Origin of the sequence: Herbaspirillum sp. NPDC087042, assembly GCF_044745245.1 — a bacterium.
Lineage (GTDB): Bacteria > Pseudomonadota > Gammaproteobacteria > Burkholderiales > Burkholderiaceae_D > Herbaspirillum.
Genome location: NZ_JBIUZW010000013.1, coordinates 87919 through 110063, shown reverse-complemented (window position 1 = coordinate 110063; position 22145 = coordinate 87919). Strand labels below are relative to the sequence as shown.

The window sequence follows — 22145 nt, the reverse complement described above, 5'->3', positions numbered from 1 at the left end:
GATCCGCACTTCTGGTCGGATGGTGAGACATTAAGGGTTCTCATTTGGCGTGGCCGCAGATTGGTCACGTGGAGGGGGGAAATTTGGTTGAAAGCGCCAAAGAGCTGTTCTAGTGTTGTTTTTTTCAAACGCTTTCCAGCCTGCCAATGCCTGAAAGGCAAATTTTGGCTTGCAGCTCATCCCTCGTTTACGACGTGGGAGGGTGGAACTTGACTCATCCGGCGGGATTTGTGGTCTTGTTGCTAAAACGATGCATTTCGATAGATTTGACTGGGATTTTAAAAAAATGTGGATTGTGGGGCATAATTTTGGCTTTCTGACCTAACGTGGAGGGCTGATGGCAAATCGCGAAGATCTCGCAATCATCCGCGCTGCGCGAGCCGGACAGGCTGAAGCGCAGCTCACACTGGGCAAGCGCTACCTGTTTGGTGGCAATGGATTGCCGCAAAGCCTGGGCACCGCATTCCACTGGCTGGAGCGCGCCGCTCGCCAGGGATTGGCCGACGCCTGGATGTTGATCGCCCAGCATATCCCCTATGAAGTCGTCACTCCCCTGGCCAAGCCCCAGGAGGCCGCGCAATGGTACGAGCTTGCCTTCGAGGCCGGGCTGACCAAGGCTGGCCTGGTGTTTGCGCGCCTGGTACTGGATAACGTGGCGCAGATCAGCACTGAATTGAAGAGCCGGGCCATCCGCGCGCTGGAAGTGGTGGCGCGCGAAGGCGATCCGGATGCGCAGTGGTTGCTGGCTCGCCAGGGTGGTCCGATGGATGCGCCAGCCTCGCCTGCCACATCGGCCGATGCCGACACCGAGCCGCCAGCCGTCAAGCCGGAGGACCTGCGGCAATGGACGCAGAAGGCGGCCGATGCCGGCATCGAGCAGGCACAGCACGCCCTGGCTGAAGCGGCCTGGCGCCAGGCCGATCATGACGCCTTCCGCCAGCGTGCCCAGCCGCTGGCCGACGCTCTGCTGCGTCAGTACGAGCCCATGCTGGTCCAGCTCAATGCGCCGTCCGAGACGCTGGCCTCCAGCCTGGGCGGGCAAAACATCGAATTGCTGCGCCGCTTGGCGCAGGTCCACCAGGCCGACAAGCGTCCAGACCTGCTGCATGCCCAGCAATTGCTGGAGCTGGCGGCCCTGGCCTGCGACCGCGATGCCCAGCTGGCACTGGGCCTGCTATACGGCCGCCTGGACGAGCAGGGCGCACGGCGCTTTGCCGGCATGGGCTCGGCCAACTACAAGAAAGCCATCCGCTGGCTGACCCTGGCGGGTGAGCAGGGGCTGGCGGCGGCCTGGTATGTGCTCTCGCGCATCTATCTCAAGCCGGAGTTCTCGCAACGCAACCTGGCCGACGTGCAGCATTACCTGGAACGTGCAGCCGAGATGGGCCATGTGGCGGCGCAACTGGAGTGTGGCGTGGGCGCCTGGCGCAATCGCCGCGATGATCCGGGCAATGACGTGCGCGCCCTGTACTGGCTGCAAAAGGCCGCCACCCAGGGGGCGCAGGAAGCCAGGGCGCTGCTGGACAAGGTGGCCGATCATCCGCAGGCCGCACCATGGGCCGTGCTGGCGCGTACCCAGCTGAGCCGCGAGCAGGTCAATGCCCACCCCTTCCTGGCGGCGCGCATCGAGCTGGCCTCGCTGTTCGGACTGACCCGCCCGGAAGCCCTGCTGATCGACCTGAAGCAGGCCGATTGCGGTCATTGCCTGATGGTGGATATCCGTAGCCAGTATGCGCGCAGCAAGCGCCGCCTTATCATGGTGGAGAACGGCGAGCAGCGCGGCGCGCTCAATCGCATCGGGCGCCTGTTCGAAGACATGGAGGGCGGGCCCAGTGGCCCTGAAGGCAACTACCGGCAGCGCCTGTACCGGCTCAAGACGATACTGCCGCAGTCCTCCGAGGAAGAAGAGAGCGAGGAGCAGGGCGTGGAGGCCTGATTTTCACTTTCAAGACAACAACGGCTTGCTGATTCAGCAAGCCGTTTTGTTTGGTGTCGTTCCGGGCGTCGCCTTATCAGGCGTCGGGCAATTCGATTTCACCCTCGAAGACCGAGACCGCCGGTCCGGTCATCATGACCGGCTCCCCGGGGCCGGCCCAGGCGATGCTGAGCACGCCGCCATGGGTCTGCACCGCCACGGGCGAGTCGAGCAGGCCGCGGCGAATGCCGGCGACCACCGCCGCGCAGGCGCCGGTGCCACAGGCCAGGGTTTCGCCAGCGCCACGTTCATAGACACGCAGATTGACGTGGTGGCGATCGACGACCTGCATGAAGCCGGCATTGACGCGCCTGGGGAAGCGTTCGTGACGCTCGATCAGCGGTCCGTCCACCAGTACCGGTGCGGCTTCGCTGTCGGCCACCACTTGCACGGCGTGCGGGTTGCCCATCGACACCACTGAAATCCAGGCGGTCTTGCCGGCCACGTCCAGCGGCCACAGGATGTCGTCGGCTTCGCTGCGGTATTGCAGGTCGCGCGTGTCGAAAGGCACGTCGGCCGGCGTCAGGATGGGCGCGCCCATGTCCACGGTGATGCGGCCGTCGTCTTCCAGGCGCGGCTCGATCACGCCCGACATGGTTTCCACGCGGATGGCGCGCTTGCTGGTCAAGCCCTTGTCGGTGACGAACTTGACGAAGGCGCGGGCGCCATTGCCGCATTGCTCGACCTCGCCGCCGTCGGCGTTATAGATGCGATAACGGAAGTCGACGCCATCGCCACGGGCCTTTTCCACCACCAGCATCTGGTCGGCGCCGATGCCGAAGCGACGGTCGGCGATGAATTGCCACTGGGCAGGGGTCAGGGAAATGGCCTGGTTGATGGCATCGAGCACGACGAAGTCGTTGCCGGCGCCATGCATCTTGGTAAATTTGATCTTCATGCGGACATTATAAGGACGCCGGCCCCGTTTTACAGGGGCCGGCGTTGGGGATGGGGCAATCAGTCGCGTTCTTTGCGATAGACGTCGGGTTGGCCAGGTGGCCGGTTCTTGAAACGCTTGTGCGCCCAGAAATATTCTTCCGGGGCCTCCAGTACGCGCTGCTCGATGAAGGCATTCATGCGTCGCGTGGCCGCCACGATGTCATCGCCCGGGTAGTCGGTCCAGGCCGGGTAGAAGGTGGTCTTCCAGCCACGGTAGCCGGGCTGGAAGGTGGTGATGACCGGGACCACCGATGCGCCCGTGGCGGCGGCGATGCGCGCCGTGGCCGTCAGGGTGGCGGCCGGAACGCCGAAGAAGGGGACGAATTCGGCATCACGGGTGCCGAAGTCCATGTCCGGCAGCATGATGAAGGGCAAGCCCTCACGCATGGCGCGGATGATCGGCTTGACGCCCTTTTCACGCGCCAGCAAGGTCACCGGGCGGAAGCGCGAGCGGCCCTTGAGCAGGGCCTGGTCGACGATTTCGTTCTGCTGGCGTGCATAGATGGTGCATACCGAGTAGTCCGAGTTGAGCACCAGGGCAATGCCGGGAATCTCCAGGCAGACGAAATGCGGGCAGAGCAGGATGGTCGGTCCCTTGTTCAGGGTCTCGAAGGGGACGCCAGGCTCGACCTGGATCAGGCGCTTGAGGCGCGACTCCGGCGCCCACCACAGGATGCCGCGCTCCAGTGCGCTGCGGGCATAGGCCTGGAAGTGGCGGCGGGCGATCAGGCGGCGCTCTTCTTCGGTCTTCTCGGGGAAGCACAGGCGCAGGTTGATGAGGGTGATGCGGCGGCGCGGCCTCATATAGATATAGAGCAGCCAGCCCATGCCCTCGCCCAGTCGCCCAAGGATGGGCAGCGGCAGCCAGTGCAGCAGCCACATCAGTGCAATCAGTATCCTCATTGGGCGGCCCCCGGCGGTGTTACGCCGGGGGGCGTCTTGTAGCGGTTGTAGCTCCAGATATATTGGGCCGGGCAGCGCGCGATCAGTTTTTCCATGGCCTGGTTGATGGCGCGGGCCTGTTGCTCGGGAGTATCGCCCAGCTCGCCCTCGAAGGGTACGAAGTGCACGGCAAAGCCACGGCCCCAGGACAGGCGCTCGGCATAGGCCAGGATGATGGGGGCGCCACTCATCTGTTGCAGCTTGGCCGGCAGGGTCATGGTGTAGGCCGGTTTGCCGAAGAAGTCGGCCCATACGCCTTCACCATTCTGCGGCACCTGGTCCGGCAGCAGGCCGATGGCCCGGCCGTTCTTCAGGGCCTTGAGCAGGATGCGCACACCGGCCAGGTTGGCCGGGGCCAGGTGCAGGTTGGCGCGGGCGCGGGCGCCTTCGATCAGGGGTTTCAGGGCGGCCTTGCGAGGCGGACGATACAGCACGCTCAGGCTGGCGTGGCGCGCCACCGACTGGGCCGAGATCTCGAAACAGCCCAGGTGCGGCGTCAGGAAGACTACGCCGGCCTTGGCATCCAGCGCCTGCTGGACCAGGTCCCAGTTGACGATGCGGGCTGTGCGCAGCACCCGTCGCGGGCTGGCGCACCAGATGAAGGGCAGTTCGAACATGCCCTTGCCGGCTTCGCCCACGGCTTTCCACAGGCTGGCGCGGTGTCCGGCCAGGCTGATGTTGTCGCGCAGGCGACGGCGATAGGAGGGCGAAAGCAGGAAGACCAGCCAGCCGACGGCCACGCCAATGGCGTGCAAGACCGGCAACGGCAGGAAGGACAGCAGGCGGAATAAAGAAACAAGCATACTTGCCGATAACAGGAAATGGCAGCTGGACGCCAGCGCCAAATTGCAGAAAAATGCAAGAGGCGTAAAATAGCACATGCCGTCGAGTTAATGACAACTTGCGAGACGGGGTATAAATATCGCTAAAGCGTCGCAGGCACGACAGGACGATGGGCCGCGACATCAGCAAAATCGTTTTCAGTTAGAGGCTTGCATGTCCACAGAATATCTCTTTACTTCCGAATCGGTCTCCGAAGGCCACCCGGACAAGGTTGCCGACCAGATTTCCGACGCGATCCTGGATGCCATTCTGGCCCAGGACCCGCAATCCCGTGTTGCCGCAGAAACCCTGTGCAACACCGGTCTGGTCGTGCTGGCAGGTGAAATCACCACCCGCGCCAACGTCGACTACATCGACGTGGCCCGCGAAACCATCAAGCGTATCGGCTACGACAACGCCGATTTCGGTATCGACTACAAGAGCTGCGCCGTGCTGGTCGCCTACGACAAGCAATCCCCCGACATCGCCCAGGGCGTTGACGAGGGCCGTGGCGTCGATCTGGAACAGGGTGCCGGCGACCAGGGCCTGATGTTCGGCTACGCCTGCAACGAGACCCCGGAACTGATGCCGGCCGCGATCTACTATGCGCACCGCATCGTCGAGCGCCAGTCCCAGTTGCGCAAGGATGGCCGCCTGCCCTGGCTGCGTCCGGACGCCAAGTCCCAGGTCACGCTGAAGTATGTCGACGGCAAGCCGGTGGCGATCGACACCGTGGTGCTGTCGACCCAGCACTCGCCCGAGATGGAGCAGAAGGACATCCACGAAGCCGCCATCGAGGAAATCATCAAGCCGGTGCTGCCGGCCGAGTGGCTCAAGAACACCCGCTTCCTGATCAACCCCACCGGCCGCTTCGTCATCGGCGGCCCGCAGGGTGACTGCGGCCTGACCGGTCGCAAGATCATCGTCGATACCTACGGCGGTGCCGCTCCCCACGGCGGTGGCGCCTTCTCCGGCAAGGATCCGTCCAAGGTCGACCGTTCGGCCGCCTACGCCGGTCGTTATGTGGCCAAGAACATCGTGGCCGCCGGCCTGGCCGAGCGTTGCCAGATCCAGGTGTCCTACGCCATCGGTATCGCCAAGCCGACCTCGGTGATGGTGACCACCTTCGGCACCGGCAAGATCAGCGATGAAAAGCTGGCCGAACTGGTGCAGGAACACTTCGACCTGCGTCCGAAGGGCATCGTGCAGATGCTGGACCTGCTGCGTCCGATCTACGCCAAGACCGCCGCCTACGGCCACTTCGGCCGTGAAGAGCCGGAATTCACCTGGGAACGCACCGACAAGGTTGCCGCCCTGCGTGCCTCGGCCGGTCTGTAATCCTGCCGTCCCCGGCGCGGGGCCGGGTGATGGTCGATCCGGTAAGGATTGACTATCGCCAGCCTCGCGCTACAATGCTCTTCCCGCGGATTCCCATCCGCGACAATGGTCTGACGCTGGCATTGCGCCAGGCCTGAACACTCACAATGCCTCACCGCCGCAAGGAGCGTTGCGACAGGGACATCCCCTGCCAGGCTTGCAGCGATGAACGGGCGCACCGCGCCTGGCAACCGCGCTCACGTTACTTTTTTTCTGGCTTTTACATGAAAGGAGGGCGTGAACAGCGCCATTGCCATGACTACTCAACAAGACTACATCATCGCCGACATCAACCTGGCTGGCTGGGGCCAGAAGGAAATCAAGATCGCCGAGACCGAAATGCCGGGCCTGATGGCGATCCGCGAGGAATTCGCCGCCGCACAGCCCCTGAAGGGCGCGCGCATCACCGGTTCGCTGCACATGACCATCCAGACCGCCGTGCTGATCCAGACCCTGGAAGCGCTGGGCGCGCAAGTGCGTTGGGCTTCCTGCAACATCTATTCGACCCAGGACCATGCTGCTGCAGCCATCGCGGCCAACGGCACCCCGGTCTTCGCCATCAAGGGCGAAACCCTGGATGAGTACTGGGAATACACCCACCGCATCTTCGAATGGACCGACGGCGGCTATTCCAACATGATCCTGGACGACGGCGGCGATGCCACCGTGCTGCTGCACCTGGGCACCCGCGCCGAAGCCGACATCTCGGTGCTGGACAAGCCGGATTCGGAAGAAGCCGTGTGCCTGTTCAACGCCATCAAGCGCTATCTGGCCAAGGATCCGCAGTGGTATTCCAAGCGCATCAAGGAAGTCAAGGGCGTGACCGAAGAGACCACCACCGGCGTGCACCGTCTGTACCAGATGTTCAAGGAAGGCAAGCTGGCCTTCCCGGCCATCAACGTCAACGACTCGGTCACCAAGTCCAAGTTCGACAACCTGTACGGCTGCCGCGAATCGCTGGTGGACGGCATCAAGCGCGCCACCGACGTGATGGTTGCCGGCAAGGTCGCCATCGTGGCCGGTTACGGTGACGTCGGCAAGGGTTCGGCCCAGGCCCTGCGCGCACTGTCGGCGCAAGTGTGGGTCACCGAGATCGACCCGATCTGTGCCCTGCAGGCTGCCATGGAAGGCTATCGTGTCGTGACCATGGACTACGCCGCCGAACACGGCGACATCTTCGTCACCTGCACCGGCAACTACCATGTGATCACCCACGAGCACATGAAGAAGATGAAGGACCAGGCCATCGTCTGCAACATCGGCCACTTCGACAACGAAATCGAAGTCGCCGCCCTGAAGCAGTACACCTGGGAAAACATCAAGCCGCAGGTCGACCACGTGATCTTCCCGGACGGCAAGCGCATCATCCTGCTGGCCGAAGGCCGTCTGGTGAACCTGGGTTGCGCCACCGGCCACCCGTCCTACGTGATGAGCTCGTCGTTTGCCAACCAGACCATTGCCCAGATCGAACTGTTCGTCAACACCAAGGCCTACCCGGTCGGCGTGTACACCCTGCCCAAGCACCTGGACGAGAAGGTCGCCCGCCTGCAGTTGAAGAAGCTCAACGCGCAACTGAGCGAACTGACGCCCGAACAGGCTGCCTACATCGGCGTGAAGATCGACGGTCCCTACAAGGCCGACCACTACCGTTACTGATCGCTGCAGCAGGCCGGCCTGGGGCCGGCCCCTGCTTTTTTTGTCGCGACACTAACAAAACAACCCACGGGCTGCGCCTGGCGTGTCGCCCGTGGGTGTTCTCTTCACTCTCCCCGACGGGGTCGAAAGGAATCACCTTGCGCTTGCTGCTGACCTGGCTCATCAATGCCCTGGCCCTGCTGGCTGTTCCCTACCTGATGCACTCGGTGCAGGTCGACAGCTTCGGCTCGGCCCTGCTGGCCGCGCTCATCCTGGGGTTCGTCAATACCATCGTGCGTCCTATACTGGTGGTGCTGACCCTGCCGGTCACCGTGCTGACGCTGGGCCTGTTCATCCTGGTCATCAATGGCCTGATGTTCTGGGTGGTGGCGCAACTGGTGGGTGGCTTCCATGTCGCCGGATTCTGGTCTGCGGTGGGTGGCGCGCTGCTCTATAGCGTGGTTTCCTGGGCGCTGTCGACGCTGTTGCTGAAATCGGGATCGAATCAATGAGCAAGCATAATTTCAGTATCGAATTCTTTCCGCCCAAGACGGCGGAAGGTGCGCAGAAGCTGCGCGCCACCCGCGCCAAACTCGCCGAGCTGGATCCGCGTTATTTCTCGGTGACCTTCGGCGCCGGCGGCTCCACCCAGCAAGGCACCCGCGATACCGTGCTGGAAATCGTCGGCGAAGGCCATGAGGCCGCGCCGCACCTGTCCTGCATCGGTAGCTCCCGCGCCAGCCTGCGTGCCATCCTGGACGACTACCGCGCCAACGGCATCAAGCGCCTGGTCGCCCTGCGTGGCGACCTGCCCAGCGGCTACGGTGCGGTGGACCAGGCGTCCAGCGAATTCCGCTATGCCAACGAGCTGGTCGAGTTCGTCCGCGCCGAGACCGGCGACTGGTTCCACATCGAAGTGGCGGCCTATCCCGAAATGCATCCGCAAGCCCGTTCGCCCCAGGACGACGTGCAGAACTACGCGCGCAAGGTCAAGGCCGGCGCCAATTCGGCCATCACGCAATACTTCTACAATGCGGATGCCTATTTCCGCTTCGTCGACGAGGCCGCCAGGCTGGGCGCCACGGTCCCGGTGATTGCCGGCATCATGCCCATCACCAACTATTCGCAGCTGATGCGTTTCTCGGACATGTGTGGCACCGAGATCCCGCGCTGGATCCGCCTCAAGCTGGCCAGCTATGCCGACGATACGGAGTCCATCCGCGCCTTCGGCCTGGATGTGGTCACGCAACTGTGTGAACGCCTGCTGGCCGGCGGCGCGCCGGGCTTGCACTTCTATTCGCTCAATCAGGCCGGGCCGACGCAGGCCATCTGGCAGCAACTGGTCAAGTAAGGCGCAGCACCAGCATAAAAAGGAAAGCCGGACTCAGGTCCGGCTTTTTTATTGTTCAGTCCATATCGGTCAGCACCTGGTCCAGCGGCACGTCGTGCGGCTCTCCCTCGAAGTCCACCCGGCCGAAGCCATAACACACGCCCACCGCCAGCGGGCGCGGCGACGCGGCCAGGGTGCGGTCATAGTAGCCACCGCCATAGCCCAGCCGGAACCCCTCCGCATTGAATCCCACGCAAGGTATCAGCAAGGCCTGGGGCTGCACCACGGCCGCGCCGGCGGGTGGTACCAGGGTGCCCAGCGCCTCTTTCTCCAGGACATCGCCGGGCTTCCAGGCACGGAATTCCAGCGGCGCCTCCCGGCCGACCACGACCGGCAGGCTCAGGTGCACCCCGCGCGCCACCAGCGCGTTATAGGCCGCAAGGAGGTCCGGCTCGCGCCGGATCGGCTGGTACACCCCCAGGCTGCTGATGGTGTGCGCGCTACACCAGTCCAGCAGGCGCTGCACCAGGCGCGCCTCGGCCTGGACCTTGTCCTCGCTGGAGAGCGCCTTGCGGCGCGTCAGGAGGGTGCTGCGCAAGAGGTTTTTCTGCTGCGCGACGGCCTCGTTTCCAGACTCCGGGGCGAGGGGATCGCGTGCTATGCTTGGGTTCATCATTTGTTTCATCAATCTGCATTTAGAAGCTTGCATGAGTATGCGTCCGAAGAATCATCCGTTCAACCAGCGCCTGCGTGCGCTGGCCGCCTCCCTGGCGCTTCCGCTGGCACTGGCCACCGGCACCCTGCTGGCCGTGGCGCCGCCCGCCCAGGCCCAGAAACGCCTGGCACCCGATGCCGCGCCGGATGACATCTTCCTGGCGCTGCGCCAGGCGGCTTCCAGCGACAATGCGGCACTGGCCCAGGACCTGGCGCAGCGCCTGTCGGGCTACGAACTGCCTTCCTATGTGGATTACTACCGCCTCAAGCCGCGCGTGCGCGACTACAGCGCCAGCGAACAGGAGATCCGCGATTTCCTGTCGCGCTGGGAAGGCCAGGCCATTGCCGACCGTCTGCGCAATGACTGGCTGCTGGCGCTGGGCAAGACCGGCAACTGGACCGTGTTCGACGAGCAGTATCCCAAGTTCATCCTCAACGACGATACCCAGGTCAAGTGCTTCGCGCTGAACTCGCGCGCCCTCAAGGGCGCCAATGTCGCCGACGAGGCACGCGCCTTGCTGACATCCCCCAAGGACTACGGCCAGGGTTGCAGTGACCTGATCGCCACGCTGGCGCAGAACGGCCAGTTCAGCGATGCCGATGTCTGGTTCCAGATCCGCCAGGCGGCCGAGAACAGTCACGCCACCGTGGCGCGTCGTGCTGCCGTGCTGGTCGATAGCGGTGACGTCAGCGTGACCCAGGTGATGGATCGCCCGGCCCTGATGCTGGCCAAGGGCCCGGGGCGCGGCGCCGCCAACCACCAGTTGTACATCATCGCGCTGGGCCGCATCGCCCGCAGCAATCCATCCCAGGCCGCCAGCTACCTCAACGACGCCGCACGCAACCTGACTTCCCAGGAAGTCGCGCTGGGCTGGGCCCAGATCGCCCTGTCAGCCTCCTACAAGCTGGTTCCGGAAGCCTCGGACTACTGGCGCCGCGCCAAGGATGCGCCATTGTCGCAGGACGCCATGCAGTGGAAGGTCCGCATGGCCCTGCGCGACGGCGACTGGAAGACCGTGCGCAAAACCATCGAAGGCATGCCGGCGCCGCTGCGCAGCGATATCACCTGGGTCTACTGGCTCGGCCGTGCGCTCAAGGAAGACGGCCAGAACGACGCTGCCCGCCGCCTGTTCGAATCGATTTCTCCCAATTTCAGTTTCTACGGCCAGCTGGCGCTGGAAGAGCTGGGCCAGAAGATCGCCATCCCGCCCGGCCCGACCCCGCCCGGTGCCGGTGAAGTGGCCTTGTATTCGCAGAACGCCGGCTTCAAGCGTTCGCTCAAGTTCTACCAGCTGAACCTGCGCTTCGAAGCCATCCGTGAATGGAACTGGGAGCTGCGCAACCTGACCGATCGCCAGTTGCTGGCCGCGGCCGAATTCGCGCGCCAAAGCGATGTGCTGGACCGCATGGTCAACACCTCCGACCGTACCCGCGCCGAATTCGATTTCACCCAGCGCTTCCCGGCACCGCACCTGACCGAGATGAATGCCGCCACGCGTCCGCTGGGCATGGAGAACGCCTGGGTCTACGGCCTGATCCGCCAGGAGTCGCGCTTCATCAAGGCGGCCCGCTCGCACGTGGGCGCCTCCGGCCTGATGCAGATCATGCCGGCCACCGCCAAGTTCGTGGCCAAGAAGATCGGCATGACCGAGTTCACGGCCGACCAGGTCAACGACATCAACACCAACCTGTTGCTGGGGACCAGTTACCTGGACATGGTGCTCAACAACCTGGAAGGCTCCGAGACCCTGGCCACGGCCGGCTACAACGCCGGTCCGGGACGGCCGCGTACCTGGCGCGCGACCTTGCCGCGTCCGGTGGAAGGCGCGATCTTCGCCGAGATCATCCCTTTCAATGAAACCCGGGGTTATGTCAAGAACGTGATGTCCAATGCGACTTACTATGCGGCCATGTTCGAGAACCGCCCACAGTCGCTGAAGCAACGCATGGGGACGGTGGCGCCCAATTCCAACGTCGCCACCGACCTGCCCTGATCCTGGTGCCCGTGCCGTCGCCATGATCGCGGCGGCATTCAGCAATTCGGAGGCATTTGCATGGCAGTAAAGAAGATTCTGGTCATCGGTGGTTCCGGCTTCATCGGCACGCGCCTGGTGGAATTGCTGGGCGGTGGCACCGACTACCGCATCATGGTGCCTACGCGCCGCTACGAGCGCGCCAAGCATCTGCTGGTGTCGCCGGTGGTCCAGGTGGTGCAGGCCGATATCCACCAGGATGCCGTGCTGGCGCAATTGGTGGGTGAGGCTGATGTCGTGGTCAACCTGGTTGGTATCCTGCAGTCGCTTCCGGCACGGGGTGGAGCACCCTATGGTCCGGATTTCGCGCGCCAGCATGTGCAGTTGCCGCGTCGTATCGTGGCCGCTTGCGTCGCGCAGGGCGTGCGTCGCTACCTGCACATGAGTGCGCTGGGTGCCGATGCGCAGGGCCCCTCCATGTACCTGCGCTCCAAGGCTGCGGGCGAACAGGAGGCCTTGTCGGCACCGGGTCTGGATGTGGCCATCTTCCGGCCCTCGGTGGTGTTCGGTGAGGGCGACCACTTCTTCAACATGTTCGCCAGCCTGAACCGAAGTTTCCCGGTGATCCCGCTGGGCAGCGCCGATGCGCGCTTCCAGCCCGTCTACGTGGGCGATGTGGCACAGGCCTTTGCCAATGCGCTGGCGCAGCCCAGGCTGGGCGGCAAGGTCTTCGAACTGGGCGGACCGGCCAGCTACAGCCTGCGCGAGCTGGTGCGCCTGTCCGGCTGGTATTGCGGCCATCCGCGCCCCATCATTGCCTTGCCCCCGGCGCTGGGCCTGTTGCAGGCCTTCGCACTGGAACATTTGCCGGGCAAGCTGATGAGCCGCGACAATGTGGCCTCCATGCGCGTGGATAATGTATTGTCCGCACCGATGGCGCCAGAGCTGCAGTTGACGCCCAGGGCGATCGAGGAGATCGTGCCGGCCTATCTGTCGGCGCGCAGTCCGCAACAGCAGTACGATTATTTCCGCAGCAACGCACGTCGCTGAGCGGGTAGCAGCGACGTCTTCCGACTCCCAAGAAACGAGCCAACATGCAAGACACAGAACTTGATCCGGTATTGTCCGAAACGCTGCAAAAAGCCGGCCGCCACATGCCCACGCTGGTGATTGGCAACAAGAATTACTCGTCCTGGTCGATGCGGCCGTGGGTGGCCATGGTCGCCTTCGACATTCCCTTCAAGGAAGTACGCGTCTTGCTGGACCAGCCCGAGACCGCCAACGAGATCGCCCGCTACACCGGTTCCGGCCGCGTGCCGGTGCTGCTCGATGGCGACATGGCGATCTGGGACTCGCTGTCCATCTGCGAATACCTGGCCGAGCAATTCCCCGATCGTGGCCTGTGGCCGGCCCGCACCGATGCCCGTGCCATCGCCCGCAGCATCTCTGCCGAGATGCACTCCGGCTTTGCCGGCCTGCGCAGCGCCATGAGCATGGATATCCGTGGTCGCTATCCGGGCCAGGGCCGCACTGCCGCCGCCCAGGCCGATATCGCCCGCGTCTGCGAGATCTGGGAAGAATGCCTGGCGCAATTCGGCCATCACGATTTCCTCTTCGGTGACTTCTCGATTGCCGATGCCTTCTACGCCCCGGTGGTGATGCGCTTCGTCAGCTACCAGGTGCCGCTGGCGCCGGCGCTGCAAGCCTATGCCGATCGCGTGTGCGCGCATCCGGCAGTGGCGCGCTGGATCAGCGAGGCCCTGGCCGAGAAGGAAGTCCTTCCGGACCACAAGTGAGGCACGCACGATGAAGATCTACACCGTCGGCGGCGCAGTGCGCGACGGCTTGCTGGGCCTGCCGGTGAAGGACCGCGACCACGTGGTGGTCGGGGCCACGCCGCAGCAATTGCTCGACCGGGGATTTCGTCCGGTGGGCAAGGATTTTCCGGTGTTCCTGCATCCCGATTCGCATGAGGAATATGCGCTGGCGCGCACCGAACGCAAGACCGCGCCCGGCTACAAGGGATTCGCCTTCCATGCCGCCCCCGATGTGACGCTGGAAGACGACCTGGCGCGCCGCGACCTGACCATCAACGCCATCGCCCAGGACGAGGATGGCAGCCTGGTCGATCCCTATCACGGTCGCGAGGATATTGCGGCGCGCGTATTTCGCCATGTCTCCGATGCCTTCATCGAGGATCCGGTGCGCATCCTGCGCGTGGCGCGCTTTGCCGCGCGCTTCGCCGATTTCACCGTGGCGCCCGAGACCAATGCGCTGATGCGGCGCATGGTCGAGGAGGGCGAGGTCGATGCACTGGTGCCGGAGCGCGTGTGGCAGGAGCTTTCGCGCGGCCTGATGGAACACCGGCCTTCACGCATGTTCGAGGTCTTGCGCGGCTGTGGCGCCTTGCAGCGCATCCTGCCCGAGCTCGATGCCTTGTGGGGTGTGCCGCAGCCGGCGCAGTGGCATCCCGAGATCGATACCGGCGTGCATGTGATGCTGGTGATCGACTGGGCCGCCGCACAAGGCTTTGCCTTGCCGGTGCGCTTTGCCGCGCTGCTGCATGATCTGGGCAAGGGGACCACGCCGCCGGAGATGTGGCCGCGCCATCACGGCCACGAAGCCCGCAGCGCGCAGCTGGCCGAGCAGGTCTGTGCCCGCCTGAAGGTACCCGGCGACTGCCGCGACCTGGCCTTGATGACCGCGCGCGAACATGGCAATGTCGGTCGTGCCTTCGAGATGCGCCCGGACACCCTGGTCAAGCTGTTCTCGCGTTGCGACGCCTTCCGCAAGCCGCAGCGCTTCATCGACATGCTGCGCGCCGCCGAGTGCGACCATCGCGGGCGGACCGGCCTGGAGCAGCAACCCTTCCCGCAGGCCGCCTACCTGGCAGGGGCGCTGCAGGCTGCGCAGGATATCGATGCCGGCGCCATCGCCGGCCAGCATCAGGCGCAGCCGCAACGTATCCCCGAGGCCATCCAGGCTGCGCGCAGCGCCCAGGTGGCCGCCTACGTCGACCGTCAGCCACCGGCGCAGCCCTGAGAGGAAGCCGATGACCAATCCCGTTTCAGCCCTGATCAGACGCCTGCGCGGCCAGGCGGGCAGCGCAGCAGCCGCCGGCAGCGGCACGGGCGCGCCGGAGCATCACGACAAGCCCATCGTCTTCGTCAAGGAATTGTCGCCGCGGGCGCGCCGGCACCTGATGCGCCATTTCCTGGCGCTGGAAGAGAAGGACCGCCTGCTGCGCTTCGGCTCCAAGCTCTCCGATGAGATGGTGGCGCGTTACGTCGAGCACATCGATTTCGACCGCGATACCGTCTTCGGTGTCTATGACCGCCGCTTGCGCCTGCTGGGCGTGGGGCACCTGGCGTTCGCGCCCAAGGAAACCACGCGCATCAGCGGCGCCACCATCAAGCCGGTGGTGGCCGAGTTCGGCGTATCGGTCAGCGCCGCCGCACGCGGGCTGGGGGTAGGCACGCGGCTGTTCATGCGCGCCGCCATGCGCTGTCGCAATGCCGACGTCGATACGCTGTACATGCACTGCCTGTCGTCCAACAAGGTGATGATGCACATCGCCAAGAAGGCCGGCATGGAAATCCACCGCGACTACGGCGAGGCCGACGCCTACCTCAAGATCAAGCCGGCCAACTCCGCCACCATGTTCCAGGAGGCGATGGAAGAGCAGGTCGCCATGCTGGACTACATCGTCAAGGCCAACTTCAAGGCCCTGCTGAAATGGGGCGTGCGCGTGACCGGCATCGGCGCGGCGAAGAAGGACACCGGCCCGCCACCGCCACCCTGATCTGGCATCCCGAAGCCGCGCATTTGCGCGGGCGCACATGACCTGCCCGGCAAGGGAGCGCATAATATGCGCCTCACTTTGATAACGGGTATGCCATGAGCACCAATCCCAATACCGATGATTTCTTCGCCACCGTCGCCACCAAGTCCGACAGCGGCGCCTTGCGCGGCGACTACAGCCAGGCCGACGCCAACTACGTCGTGGCCCAGGACTGGGACGGCTACACGCCCGCCCAGCACGCGCTGTGGCGCCGTCTCTACGAACGCCAGGCCAAGCTGATCCCGGGGCGCGCCTGCGATGTCTTCATCGACAGCCTGAAGGCCCTCGATGTCTCGCAAGGCATCCCGCGTTTCGACCGCACCACCGAAGCCCTCTACAAGGCCACCGGCTGGCAGCTGGTGGCCGTGCCCGGCCTGGTGCCGGACCAGACCTTCTTCGAACACCTGGCCAATCGCCGCTTCCCGGTCACGGTGTGGCTGCGCGAGGAGCACGAGTTCGACTACATCGTCGAACCCGACGTGTTCCATGACTTCTTCGGCCACGTACCGCTGCTGTTCAATCCCATCTTCGCCAACCACCTGCAGGAATACGGCAAGGGTGGCCTGAAGGCCCTCAAGCTCGATGGCCTGGCCTACCTGGCGCGCCTGTACTGGTACACCATCGAGTTCGGCCTGATCCAGAGCGAGCAGGGCCTGCGCATCTATGGCGCCGGCATCCTGTCCTCGGGGGGCGAGGTCGAGTATTGCCTCTCCAGCGACAAGCCGCGCCGTGTTCCCTTCCAGGTCGAGCGCATCATGCGCACGCTCTACAAGATCGACACCTACCAGGAAACCTATTTCGTCATTCGCGATTTCGAACAACTGTTCAACGATACCGCGCCCGATTTCACGCCCTTCTACGAGCGTCTGAAACAGCAGGAAGCCTTGCCGGCCAATACCCTGCTGCCCGGCGAAATCAACTTGCCTGGCACGGTGTGAATGCGTGAATGAACGCTGGTGGTCTGTCGTGGATCTACGCGGCGGATCGCCAGTCCCTTGGAGGCCGCTGCAACAACTACAAAAAAAAAGCGGATCTGACAGGGGAGGCCAGATCCGCGAGCTAGTGGTGCTTTCAACACTAGAGGGGAGGAACCTTGCACAGTAAGAGATACCAATCCATCGCTGTTCAAGTAGGTCTCATTAAACTCCCGCTGCGCTGAGGGGCCAAAGTCTTTTACCGGTTGTTACACTCGCGTCTTGCCTGTAACACTTGCTCCCTTGCATCGCCGGACACGATAATTTTTTTTCAGCCGGAAATATTGTTGTTTGGCGCTTTCCGGCATTTTCTTCTCTGCTCATCCTCTAACGCCGCAAGTCCTGCGGAAAGTGTTTCCGGTATGCCAAAAAAGCCCGGAAACCCTGCTGCGGCGTGCGTAGCGGGGCGCTGACCCTTGTGCTAACTTGATTGCATAACACTAACCCGGTTCACAAGACCGATGGTTTGACACAGCCCGCCTGACCGGGCGCATGTGCAAGCAAAAACAAGATTTTTGGCACGGAGACCACATGAACGCACCCCTACCATCCGGACAGCGCCTGTTGCTGGACGACGTATCCCTGGACGACAAGTACGCGCTGGAGCGCGGCCGTGTCTTCATGACCGGCATCCAGGCGCTGGTCCGCCTGCCGATGCTGCAGCGGCAATACGACGAGCGCGCCGGCTTGAATACCGCCGGTTTCATCACCGGCTATCGCGGCTCCCCGCTGGGATCGGTCGACCAGACCGCCGAGAAAGCCCGCAAGTACCTGGCGGCCAAACAGGTCAAGTTCCACCCCGGCATGAACGAGGACCTGGCCGCCACCAGCGTGTGGGGCACACAGCAGGTCAATCTTTTCGAGGGCGCGCAATACGACGGGGTGTTTTCCCTGTGGTATGGCAAGGGGCCGGGCGTGGACCGCTGCGGCGACGTCTTCAAGCACGCCAACATGGCCGGCACCTCCAGGCATGGTGGCGTGCTGGTCATTGCCGGCGACGACCATGCCGCCAAGTCCTCCACCGCCGCGCACCAGAGCGAGCACATCCTGAAGGCCTGCGGCATTCCGGTGCTCTATCCGTCCTCGGTGCAGGAATACCTCGACTATGGCTTGCATGGCTGGGCCATGAGCCGCTACACGGGGTTGTGGGTGGCCATGAAATGCGTGACCGACCTGGTCGAGTCGGGCATGTCGGTGATGATCGATCCGGACCGGGTGAAGATCCAGCTGCCGGAGGATTTCGCCCTGCCGCCCGATGGCCTCAACATCCGCCTGCCCGATACCGTGCTGGGCCAGGAAGCGCGGATGATCAACTACAAGTGGTATGCCGCGCTGGCCTATGCGCGGGTCAACAAGCTCAACCGCATCATCTGGGACAGCCCGCGTGCGCGCATCGGTATCATCACCGCCGGCAAGTCCTATCTCGATACGCGCCAGGCGCTGGAAGACCTGGGCATCGATGAACAGGTGGCCAGCGACATCGGTATCCGCCTCTACAAGGTCGGCATGACCTGGCCGCTGGAAGCCGAAGGCGTGCGCGAGTTCGCCCAGGGGCTGGATGAGATCCTGGTGGTGGAAGAGAAGCGCCAGATCCTTGAATACCAGTTGAAGGAAGAGCTCTACAACTGGCGCGACGACGTGCGTCCGCGTGTGGTCGGCAAGTTCGACGATACCGGCGAATGGAGCGGCTCGCAGCGCGACGGCCATGGCAACTGGCTGCTGCCGGCGACCTACGAACTCAATCCGGCGCAGATTGCGCGCGCCATCGCTGCTCGCATTTCGCGCTACTTCGCCGGTCATCCGGTGGAGCAGCGGGTCCGCACCCGCGTGGCCTACCTGGAAGCCAAGGAAGCCGCCCTCAACATCAGCAGCAAGCCTGACCCCGACAAGGACCGCATCCCGCACTTCTGCTCGGGCTGCCCACACAACACCTCCACCAAGCTGCCCGAAGGCAGCCGCGGCCTGGCCGGCATCGGTTGTCACTACATGGTGACCTGGATGGACCGCGAGACCAAGCTCTTCACGCACATGGGCGGCGAGGGCGTGACCTGGGTCGGGCAGGCGCCGTTCACGAGCGAAAAGCATGTCTTCGCCAACCTCGGCGATGGCACCTATTTCCACTCGGGCATCCTGGCCGTGCGTGCCTCGGTGGCGGCCAAGGTCAATATCACCTACAAGATCCTCTATAACGACGCGGTGGCCATGACCGGCGGCCAGGAGTTCGACGGTCCGCTCGATCCGGCCATGATCTCGCGCCAGCTGGCGGCCGAGAACGTGCGTCCCATCATCGTGGTCACCGACGAACCCGACAAGTACCCGGCCGGCACCCAGTGGGCTGAGGGCGTGACCATCCGCCATCGCAGCGAACTCGATGCGGTCCAGCGCGAATTGCGCGAGGTCGCCGGTGTCTCGGCCATGATCTACGACCAGACCTGCGCCTCGGAAAAGCGTCGTCGCCGCAAACGCAATGCCTATCCCGATCCGGCCAAGCGCGCCGTCATCAACGAAGCCGTGTGCGAGGGCTGCGGGGACTGCAGCGTGCAATCGAACTGCCTGTCGGTGGAGCCGCTGGAAACCGAGTTCGGTCGCAAGCGCCAGATCAACCAGTCGTCCTGCAACAAGGACTACTCCTGCGTGAGCGGTTTCTGCCCCAGTTTCGTGACGGTGGAAGGTGGCGCATTGAAGAAGCCCGTGCGCGCCAAGGCGCAATCCGGTCCGGCCCTGCCTGCCTTGCCGCAGCCGGTGTTGCCGGGACTGGCCCAGCCCTACGGCATCCTGGTCACGGGCGTGGGCGGCACCGGTGTGATCACCATCGGCCAGATCATCGCCATGGCGGCGCACGTGGAAGGACGCGCTTGCTCGGTGCTGGACATGAGCGGCCTGGCGCAGAAGGGCGGGCCGGTGATGTCACACGTACGGGTGGCCGAGCATGCCGACCATATCTACTCGACCCGGGTCGGCACCGGCATGGCAGACCTGGTGATTGGTTGCGACGTGATCGTCACCGCCAGCCGCGACGCCCTCTCGCGCATGGGCGAGGGCCGCACCCATGCCGCCGTCAATTCGACCCAGATGCCCACGGCGGCCTTCGTGCGCAATCCGGACTGGCAATTCCCCACGGCCTCCAGCGAGGGTGAGATCGCCCGCGCCTGCGGACGCGACAACCTCTCCCTGGTCGACGCCGGCCACATCGCCACCGCATTGATGGGCGACGCCATCGCCACCAACATGTTCATGCTGGGCTATGCCTGGCAACGGGGTTGGGTGCCCTTGTCGGAAGCGGCCTTGCTGCGCGCCATCGAACTCAATGCGCTGCAGGTGGAGTTCAACAAGCAGGCCTTCGCCTGGGGCCGCGTGGCCGCGCATGACCTGGCCTTCGTGCAGGCGGCGGCGGGGCGCAACGGCGTGAGCGCGCAGGTGATCGAGTTCAAGCGCACACCGACGCTGGATGAATTGCTGGAGCGTCGCGTGGCCTTCCTCACCGACTACCAGAACGCCGCCTATGCCCGCACCTACAGTGATTTCGTGCAACAGGTGCGCGTGCGCGAAAGCAGCCTGGGCGAGGCCGGTCGTGCGCTCAAGCTCAGCCGCGCGGTAGCGCAGTACCTCTTCAAGCTGATGGCCTACAAGGATGAGTACGAGGTTGCCCGCCTCTATACCGACCGCAGCTTCCGCGACAAGATCGCCGGCATGTTCGAGGGCGATTACAAGCTGCGCTTCCACCTGGCGCCGCCGCTGCTGGCGCGTCGCGACGAGAAGGGGCATCTGCGCAAGCAGCAGTACGGCAGCTGGATGATGCCGGCCTTCGGCGTGTTGGCCAAGCTGCGCTTCCTGCGTGGCACGCTCTTCGATCCCTTCGGCCATACCGAGGAACGCCGTCAGGAGCGCGCCCTGATTGGTGACTATCGCCAGACCATCACGCGTCTGCTCGACAAGCTCAGTGCCGACAATCTGGAGCAGGTCGTCGCCGTGGCGCGGGTACCGGAAGACATACGCGGCTATGGCCACGTCAAGGAACGTCACCTGCAGGCGGCCAGGCAGAAGGAGGCCAGCTTGCTGGCCGAGATCGGCCAGCCGCAACGTCCGCAGGGTGGGGGCAAGGAGGCCGCCTGAGGTCGGCGGCCGTGAGGTTCAGGGCAGGCGGGCGCCGCTGACGCGCTCGATGCCGGCCAGGTCGCGCCAGCTCTGCACCTCGGCAAAGCCGCTGCCGGCCAGCAGGGCGCGCACGGCGGCGGCCTGGTCGTAGCCGTGTTCCATCAGCAGCCAGCCGCCGCGCTGCAGATGCGCGGGGGCGCCGTCGATGATGCTGCGCAGGTCGGAGAGGCCATCGGCGTGATCGGTCAGGGCATCGACCGGTTCGAAGCGCAGGTCGCCCTGCGACAGGTGCTGGTCACCGGCGACGATGTAGGGCGGATTGGAGGCGATCACGTCGAAGGTCTGGCCGGCGGGCAGGGCCTGGTACCAGTCGCTCAGGAGCAGTGTCACGCTGGTGTGGTGGGCGGCGGCATTGCCGCGCGCGATATCGAGCGCTGCCGCGCTGGCGTCCAGGGCGGTGACGCTGGCGTCGGGCCGCGTATGGGCGATGGCGACCGCGATGGCACCCGAGCCCGTCCCCATGTCGAGCAGGCTGCCGCGTTGCGGCAGTCTTTCCATGGCCAGTTCCACCAGTAATTCGGTATCCGGACGCGGGATCAGCACATCCGGCGTGACCCGGAAATCCAGTCCATAGAATTCGCGCAGGCCGACGATATAGGCAATCGGCTCGCCCTGCAGGCGCCGCGCCAGCAAGGCGGCCAGGGCGTCGGCCTCGGCCACGTCCAGGCGGCGCTCCGATTGCGTGATCAGTTGCACCCGCGTGAGCCGCAAGGCGTGGCAGAGCAGGATGCGGTTTTCCAGCGGTTCCAGCGGTGCCGTCTTCAAGACCGTCGCCAGCGTGCAGCCGGCGTAGTGGGACGGCGCGGTCATCACTTCCAGATGGTCGAGCGGGGCGCGCGGGCAAATACCTGCACCAGCAGCACCAGGGCCAGCAGCACGAACCAGATCAGCGACCAGGTCGGGATCTGCAGGCCGAATACCGGCGGCCACGGCGCCGAGCAGAAGCCGTCGGCGGTAAACATCTGCGGCCACAGCTTGGCCGTGGGCAGCTGGTTCAGTGCGGTCTCCAGCGGATCGGTGGTGCAGGACACGCCCGGATGCGCCTTCACATACAGGTGCCAGATGGCCGTGCCCGCACCGCCCAGCGCGGCCAGCACACCCAGCGCGGCGCCGGCGCGTCGGGCCGGCAGCGGCATGAAGTAGCCAAGCAGCGCGAAGGCCGCCACCAGCACGAACATGTAGCGCTGGATCACGCACAGGGGACAAGGCTGCATCTCTTCAACGATCTGCAGGTACATGGCGAAGCCCAGCAGCGCGATGCAGACCAGCGCCACCAGCAGGAAAACCGGTTTGGAAGATTTCATATCGATTCGATCAATTCTCGGACAATGAGGATAGCCACGGCGTCGATCTGCAGCCATGGCGTGATTGTAGTGGACAGCCCCGATAGTCTGCACCCGCCCCCTCAGGCGGGCCTCGACGTTTGTTTCAGAACAGCATCATACCTTTTGGTTCCGGATGTCGGGAA

The 22145-nt window shown here is 64.4% G+C and carries 18 protein-coding genes and 1 riboswitch; of the genes, 12 read left to right on the top strand and 6 right to left on the bottom strand.

The genetic code is table 11. From position 1 onward, the window contains the following. Positions 1 to 337: 337 nt before the first annotated feature. Positions 338 to 1936, top strand: a complete 1599-nt coding sequence (locus tag ACIPHN_RS18040; protein ID WP_400438207.1) for a tetratricopeptide repeat protein — start codon at positions 338 to 340, stop codon at positions 1934 to 1936. Positions 1937 to 2012: 76 nt separating this feature from the next. Here ACIPHN_RS18040 and dapF read toward each other — a convergent pair whose 3' ends face one another. Genes dapF through ACIPHN_RS18025 form a run of 3 tightly spaced genes read right to left on the bottom strand, consistent with a single transcriptional unit; the run spans position 2013 to position 4659 of the window. Continuing rightward, a complete protein-coding gene (gene dapF / locus ACIPHN_RS18035; protein WP_400438205.1) occupies positions 2013 to 2873 on the bottom strand; it encodes a diaminopimelate epimerase in 861 nt (286 codons plus the stop codon). Between the two features lie 59 nt (positions 2874 to 2932). Next, positions 2933 to 3817: a lipid A biosynthesis acyltransferase gene (locus tag ACIPHN_RS18030; protein ID WP_400438203.1), complete on the bottom strand. Its 885-nt coding sequence runs from the start codon at positions 3815 to 3817 to the stop codon at positions 2933 to 2935. Then, the gene (locus tag ACIPHN_RS18025; protein ID WP_400438201.1) at positions 3814 to 4659 is read right to left on the bottom strand and encodes a lysophospholipid acyltransferase family protein; all 846 of its coding nucleotides are present in this window, start codon (positions 4657 to 4659) and stop codon (positions 3814 to 3816) included. The genes ACIPHN_RS18030 and ACIPHN_RS18025 overlap by 4 nt, the downstream gene beginning before the upstream one ends. Before the next feature lie 193 nt (positions 4660 to 4852). Between ACIPHN_RS18025 and metK the strand changes: the two genes are divergently transcribed. The 4 genes from metK (at position 4853) to metF (ending at position 9041) form a co-directional block, all read left to right on the top strand. Next, complete coding sequence (metK, locus tag ACIPHN_RS18020) at positions 4853 to 6016, top strand: methionine adenosyltransferase (protein ID WP_400438199.1); 1164 nt, start codon at positions 4853 to 4855, stop codon at positions 6014 to 6016. A 155-nt stretch (positions 6017 to 6171) separates the two neighbouring features. Further along, positions 6172 to 6261, top strand: a riboswitch (S-adenosyl-L-homocysteine riboswitch). Positions 6262 to 6310: 49 nt separating this feature from the next. Next, positions 6311 to 7711, top strand: coding sequence for an adenosylhomocysteinase (gene ahcY / locus ACIPHN_RS18015; RefSeq protein ID WP_400438198.1), 1401 nt, complete (start codon positions 6311 to 6313; stop codon positions 7709 to 7711). A gap of 137 nt (positions 7712 to 7848) precedes the next feature. Then, positions 7849 to 8202 (top strand): phage holin family protein, encoded by a 354-nt coding sequence (locus ACIPHN_RS18010; RefSeq protein WP_400438196.1) that lies wholly within the window; start codon positions 7849 to 7851, stop codon positions 8200 to 8202. After that, positions 8199 to 9041, top strand: a complete 843-nt coding sequence (metF, locus tag ACIPHN_RS18005; RefSeq protein ID WP_400438194.1) for a methylenetetrahydrofolate reductase [NAD(P)H] — start codon at positions 8199 to 8201, stop codon at positions 9039 to 9041. Before ACIPHN_RS18010 ends, metF begins: the two co-directional genes overlap by 4 nt. Positions 9042 to 9096: 55 nt before the next feature. Here metF and ACIPHN_RS18000 read toward each other — a convergent pair whose 3' ends face one another. Then, a complete protein-coding gene (locus ACIPHN_RS18000) occupies positions 9097 to 9729 on the bottom strand; it encodes a 5-formyltetrahydrofolate cyclo-ligase (RefSeq protein WP_400438192.1) in 633 nt (210 codons plus the stop codon). Here ACIPHN_RS18000 and ACIPHN_RS17995 point away from each other — a divergent pair. The 7 genes from ACIPHN_RS17995 to ACIPHN_RS17965 all read left to right on the top strand — a co-directional run bounded on the left by ACIPHN_RS17995 (position 9728) and on the right by ACIPHN_RS17965 (position 20635). Then, positions 9728 to 11728, top strand: a complete 2001-nt coding sequence (locus tag ACIPHN_RS17995) for a transglycosylase SLT domain-containing protein (RefSeq protein ID WP_400438190.1) — start codon at positions 9728 to 9730, stop codon at positions 11726 to 11728. The genes ACIPHN_RS18000 and ACIPHN_RS17995 overlap by 2 nt on opposite strands. A gap of 60 nt (positions 11729 to 11788) precedes the next feature. Beyond that, a complete protein-coding gene (locus ACIPHN_RS17990) occupies positions 11789 to 12757 on the top strand; it encodes a complex I NDUFA9 subunit family protein (protein WP_400438188.1) in 969 nt (322 codons plus the stop codon). Positions 12758 to 12801: 44 nt separating this feature from the next. Next, a complete protein-coding gene (locus ACIPHN_RS17985; protein WP_400438186.1) occupies positions 12802 to 13503 on the top strand; it encodes a glutathione S-transferase family protein in 702 nt (233 codons plus the stop codon). A gap of 10 nt (positions 13504 to 13513) precedes the next feature. Then, entirely contained in the window at positions 13514 to 14749 is a 1236-nt protein-coding gene (locus ACIPHN_RS17980) for a multifunctional CCA addition/repair protein (RefSeq protein ID WP_400438184.1), read from the top strand. Positions 14750 to 14759: 10 nt separating this feature from the next. Next, positions 14760 to 15509 carry a GNAT family N-acetyltransferase gene (locus tag ACIPHN_RS17975; protein ID WP_400438182.1) on the top strand — a complete coding sequence of 250 codons (750 nt, stop codon included), beginning with the start codon at positions 14760 to 14762 and terminating at the stop codon, positions 15507 to 15509. A 95-nt stretch (positions 15510 to 15604) separates the two neighbouring features. Then, positions 15605 to 16486, top strand: a complete 882-nt coding sequence (gene phhA / locus ACIPHN_RS17970; RefSeq protein WP_400438180.1) for a phenylalanine 4-monooxygenase — start codon at positions 15605 to 15607, stop codon at positions 16484 to 16486. Positions 16487 to 17053: 567 nt separating this feature from the next. Further along, positions 17054 to 20635 carry an indolepyruvate ferredoxin oxidoreductase family protein gene (locus ACIPHN_RS17965; protein WP_400438178.1) on the top strand — a complete coding sequence of 1194 codons (3582 nt, stop codon included), beginning with the start codon at positions 17054 to 17056 and terminating at the stop codon, positions 20633 to 20635. Between the two features lie 18 nt (positions 20636 to 20653). Here the strand turns inward: ACIPHN_RS17965 and prmC are convergent, their stop codons facing one another. After that, positions 20654 to 21487: a peptide chain release factor N(5)-glutamine methyltransferase gene (gene prmC / locus ACIPHN_RS17960; protein ID WP_400438176.1), complete on the bottom strand. Its 834-nt coding sequence runs from the start codon at positions 21485 to 21487 to the stop codon at positions 20654 to 20656. Beyond that, positions 21487 to 21981 carry a disulfide bond formation protein B gene (locus tag ACIPHN_RS17955; protein WP_400438174.1) on the bottom strand — a complete coding sequence of 165 codons (495 nt, stop codon included), beginning with the start codon at positions 21979 to 21981 and terminating at the stop codon, positions 21487 to 21489. The genes prmC and ACIPHN_RS17955 overlap by 1 nt, the downstream gene beginning before the upstream one ends. Positions 21982 to 22145 lie beyond the last annotated feature (164 nt).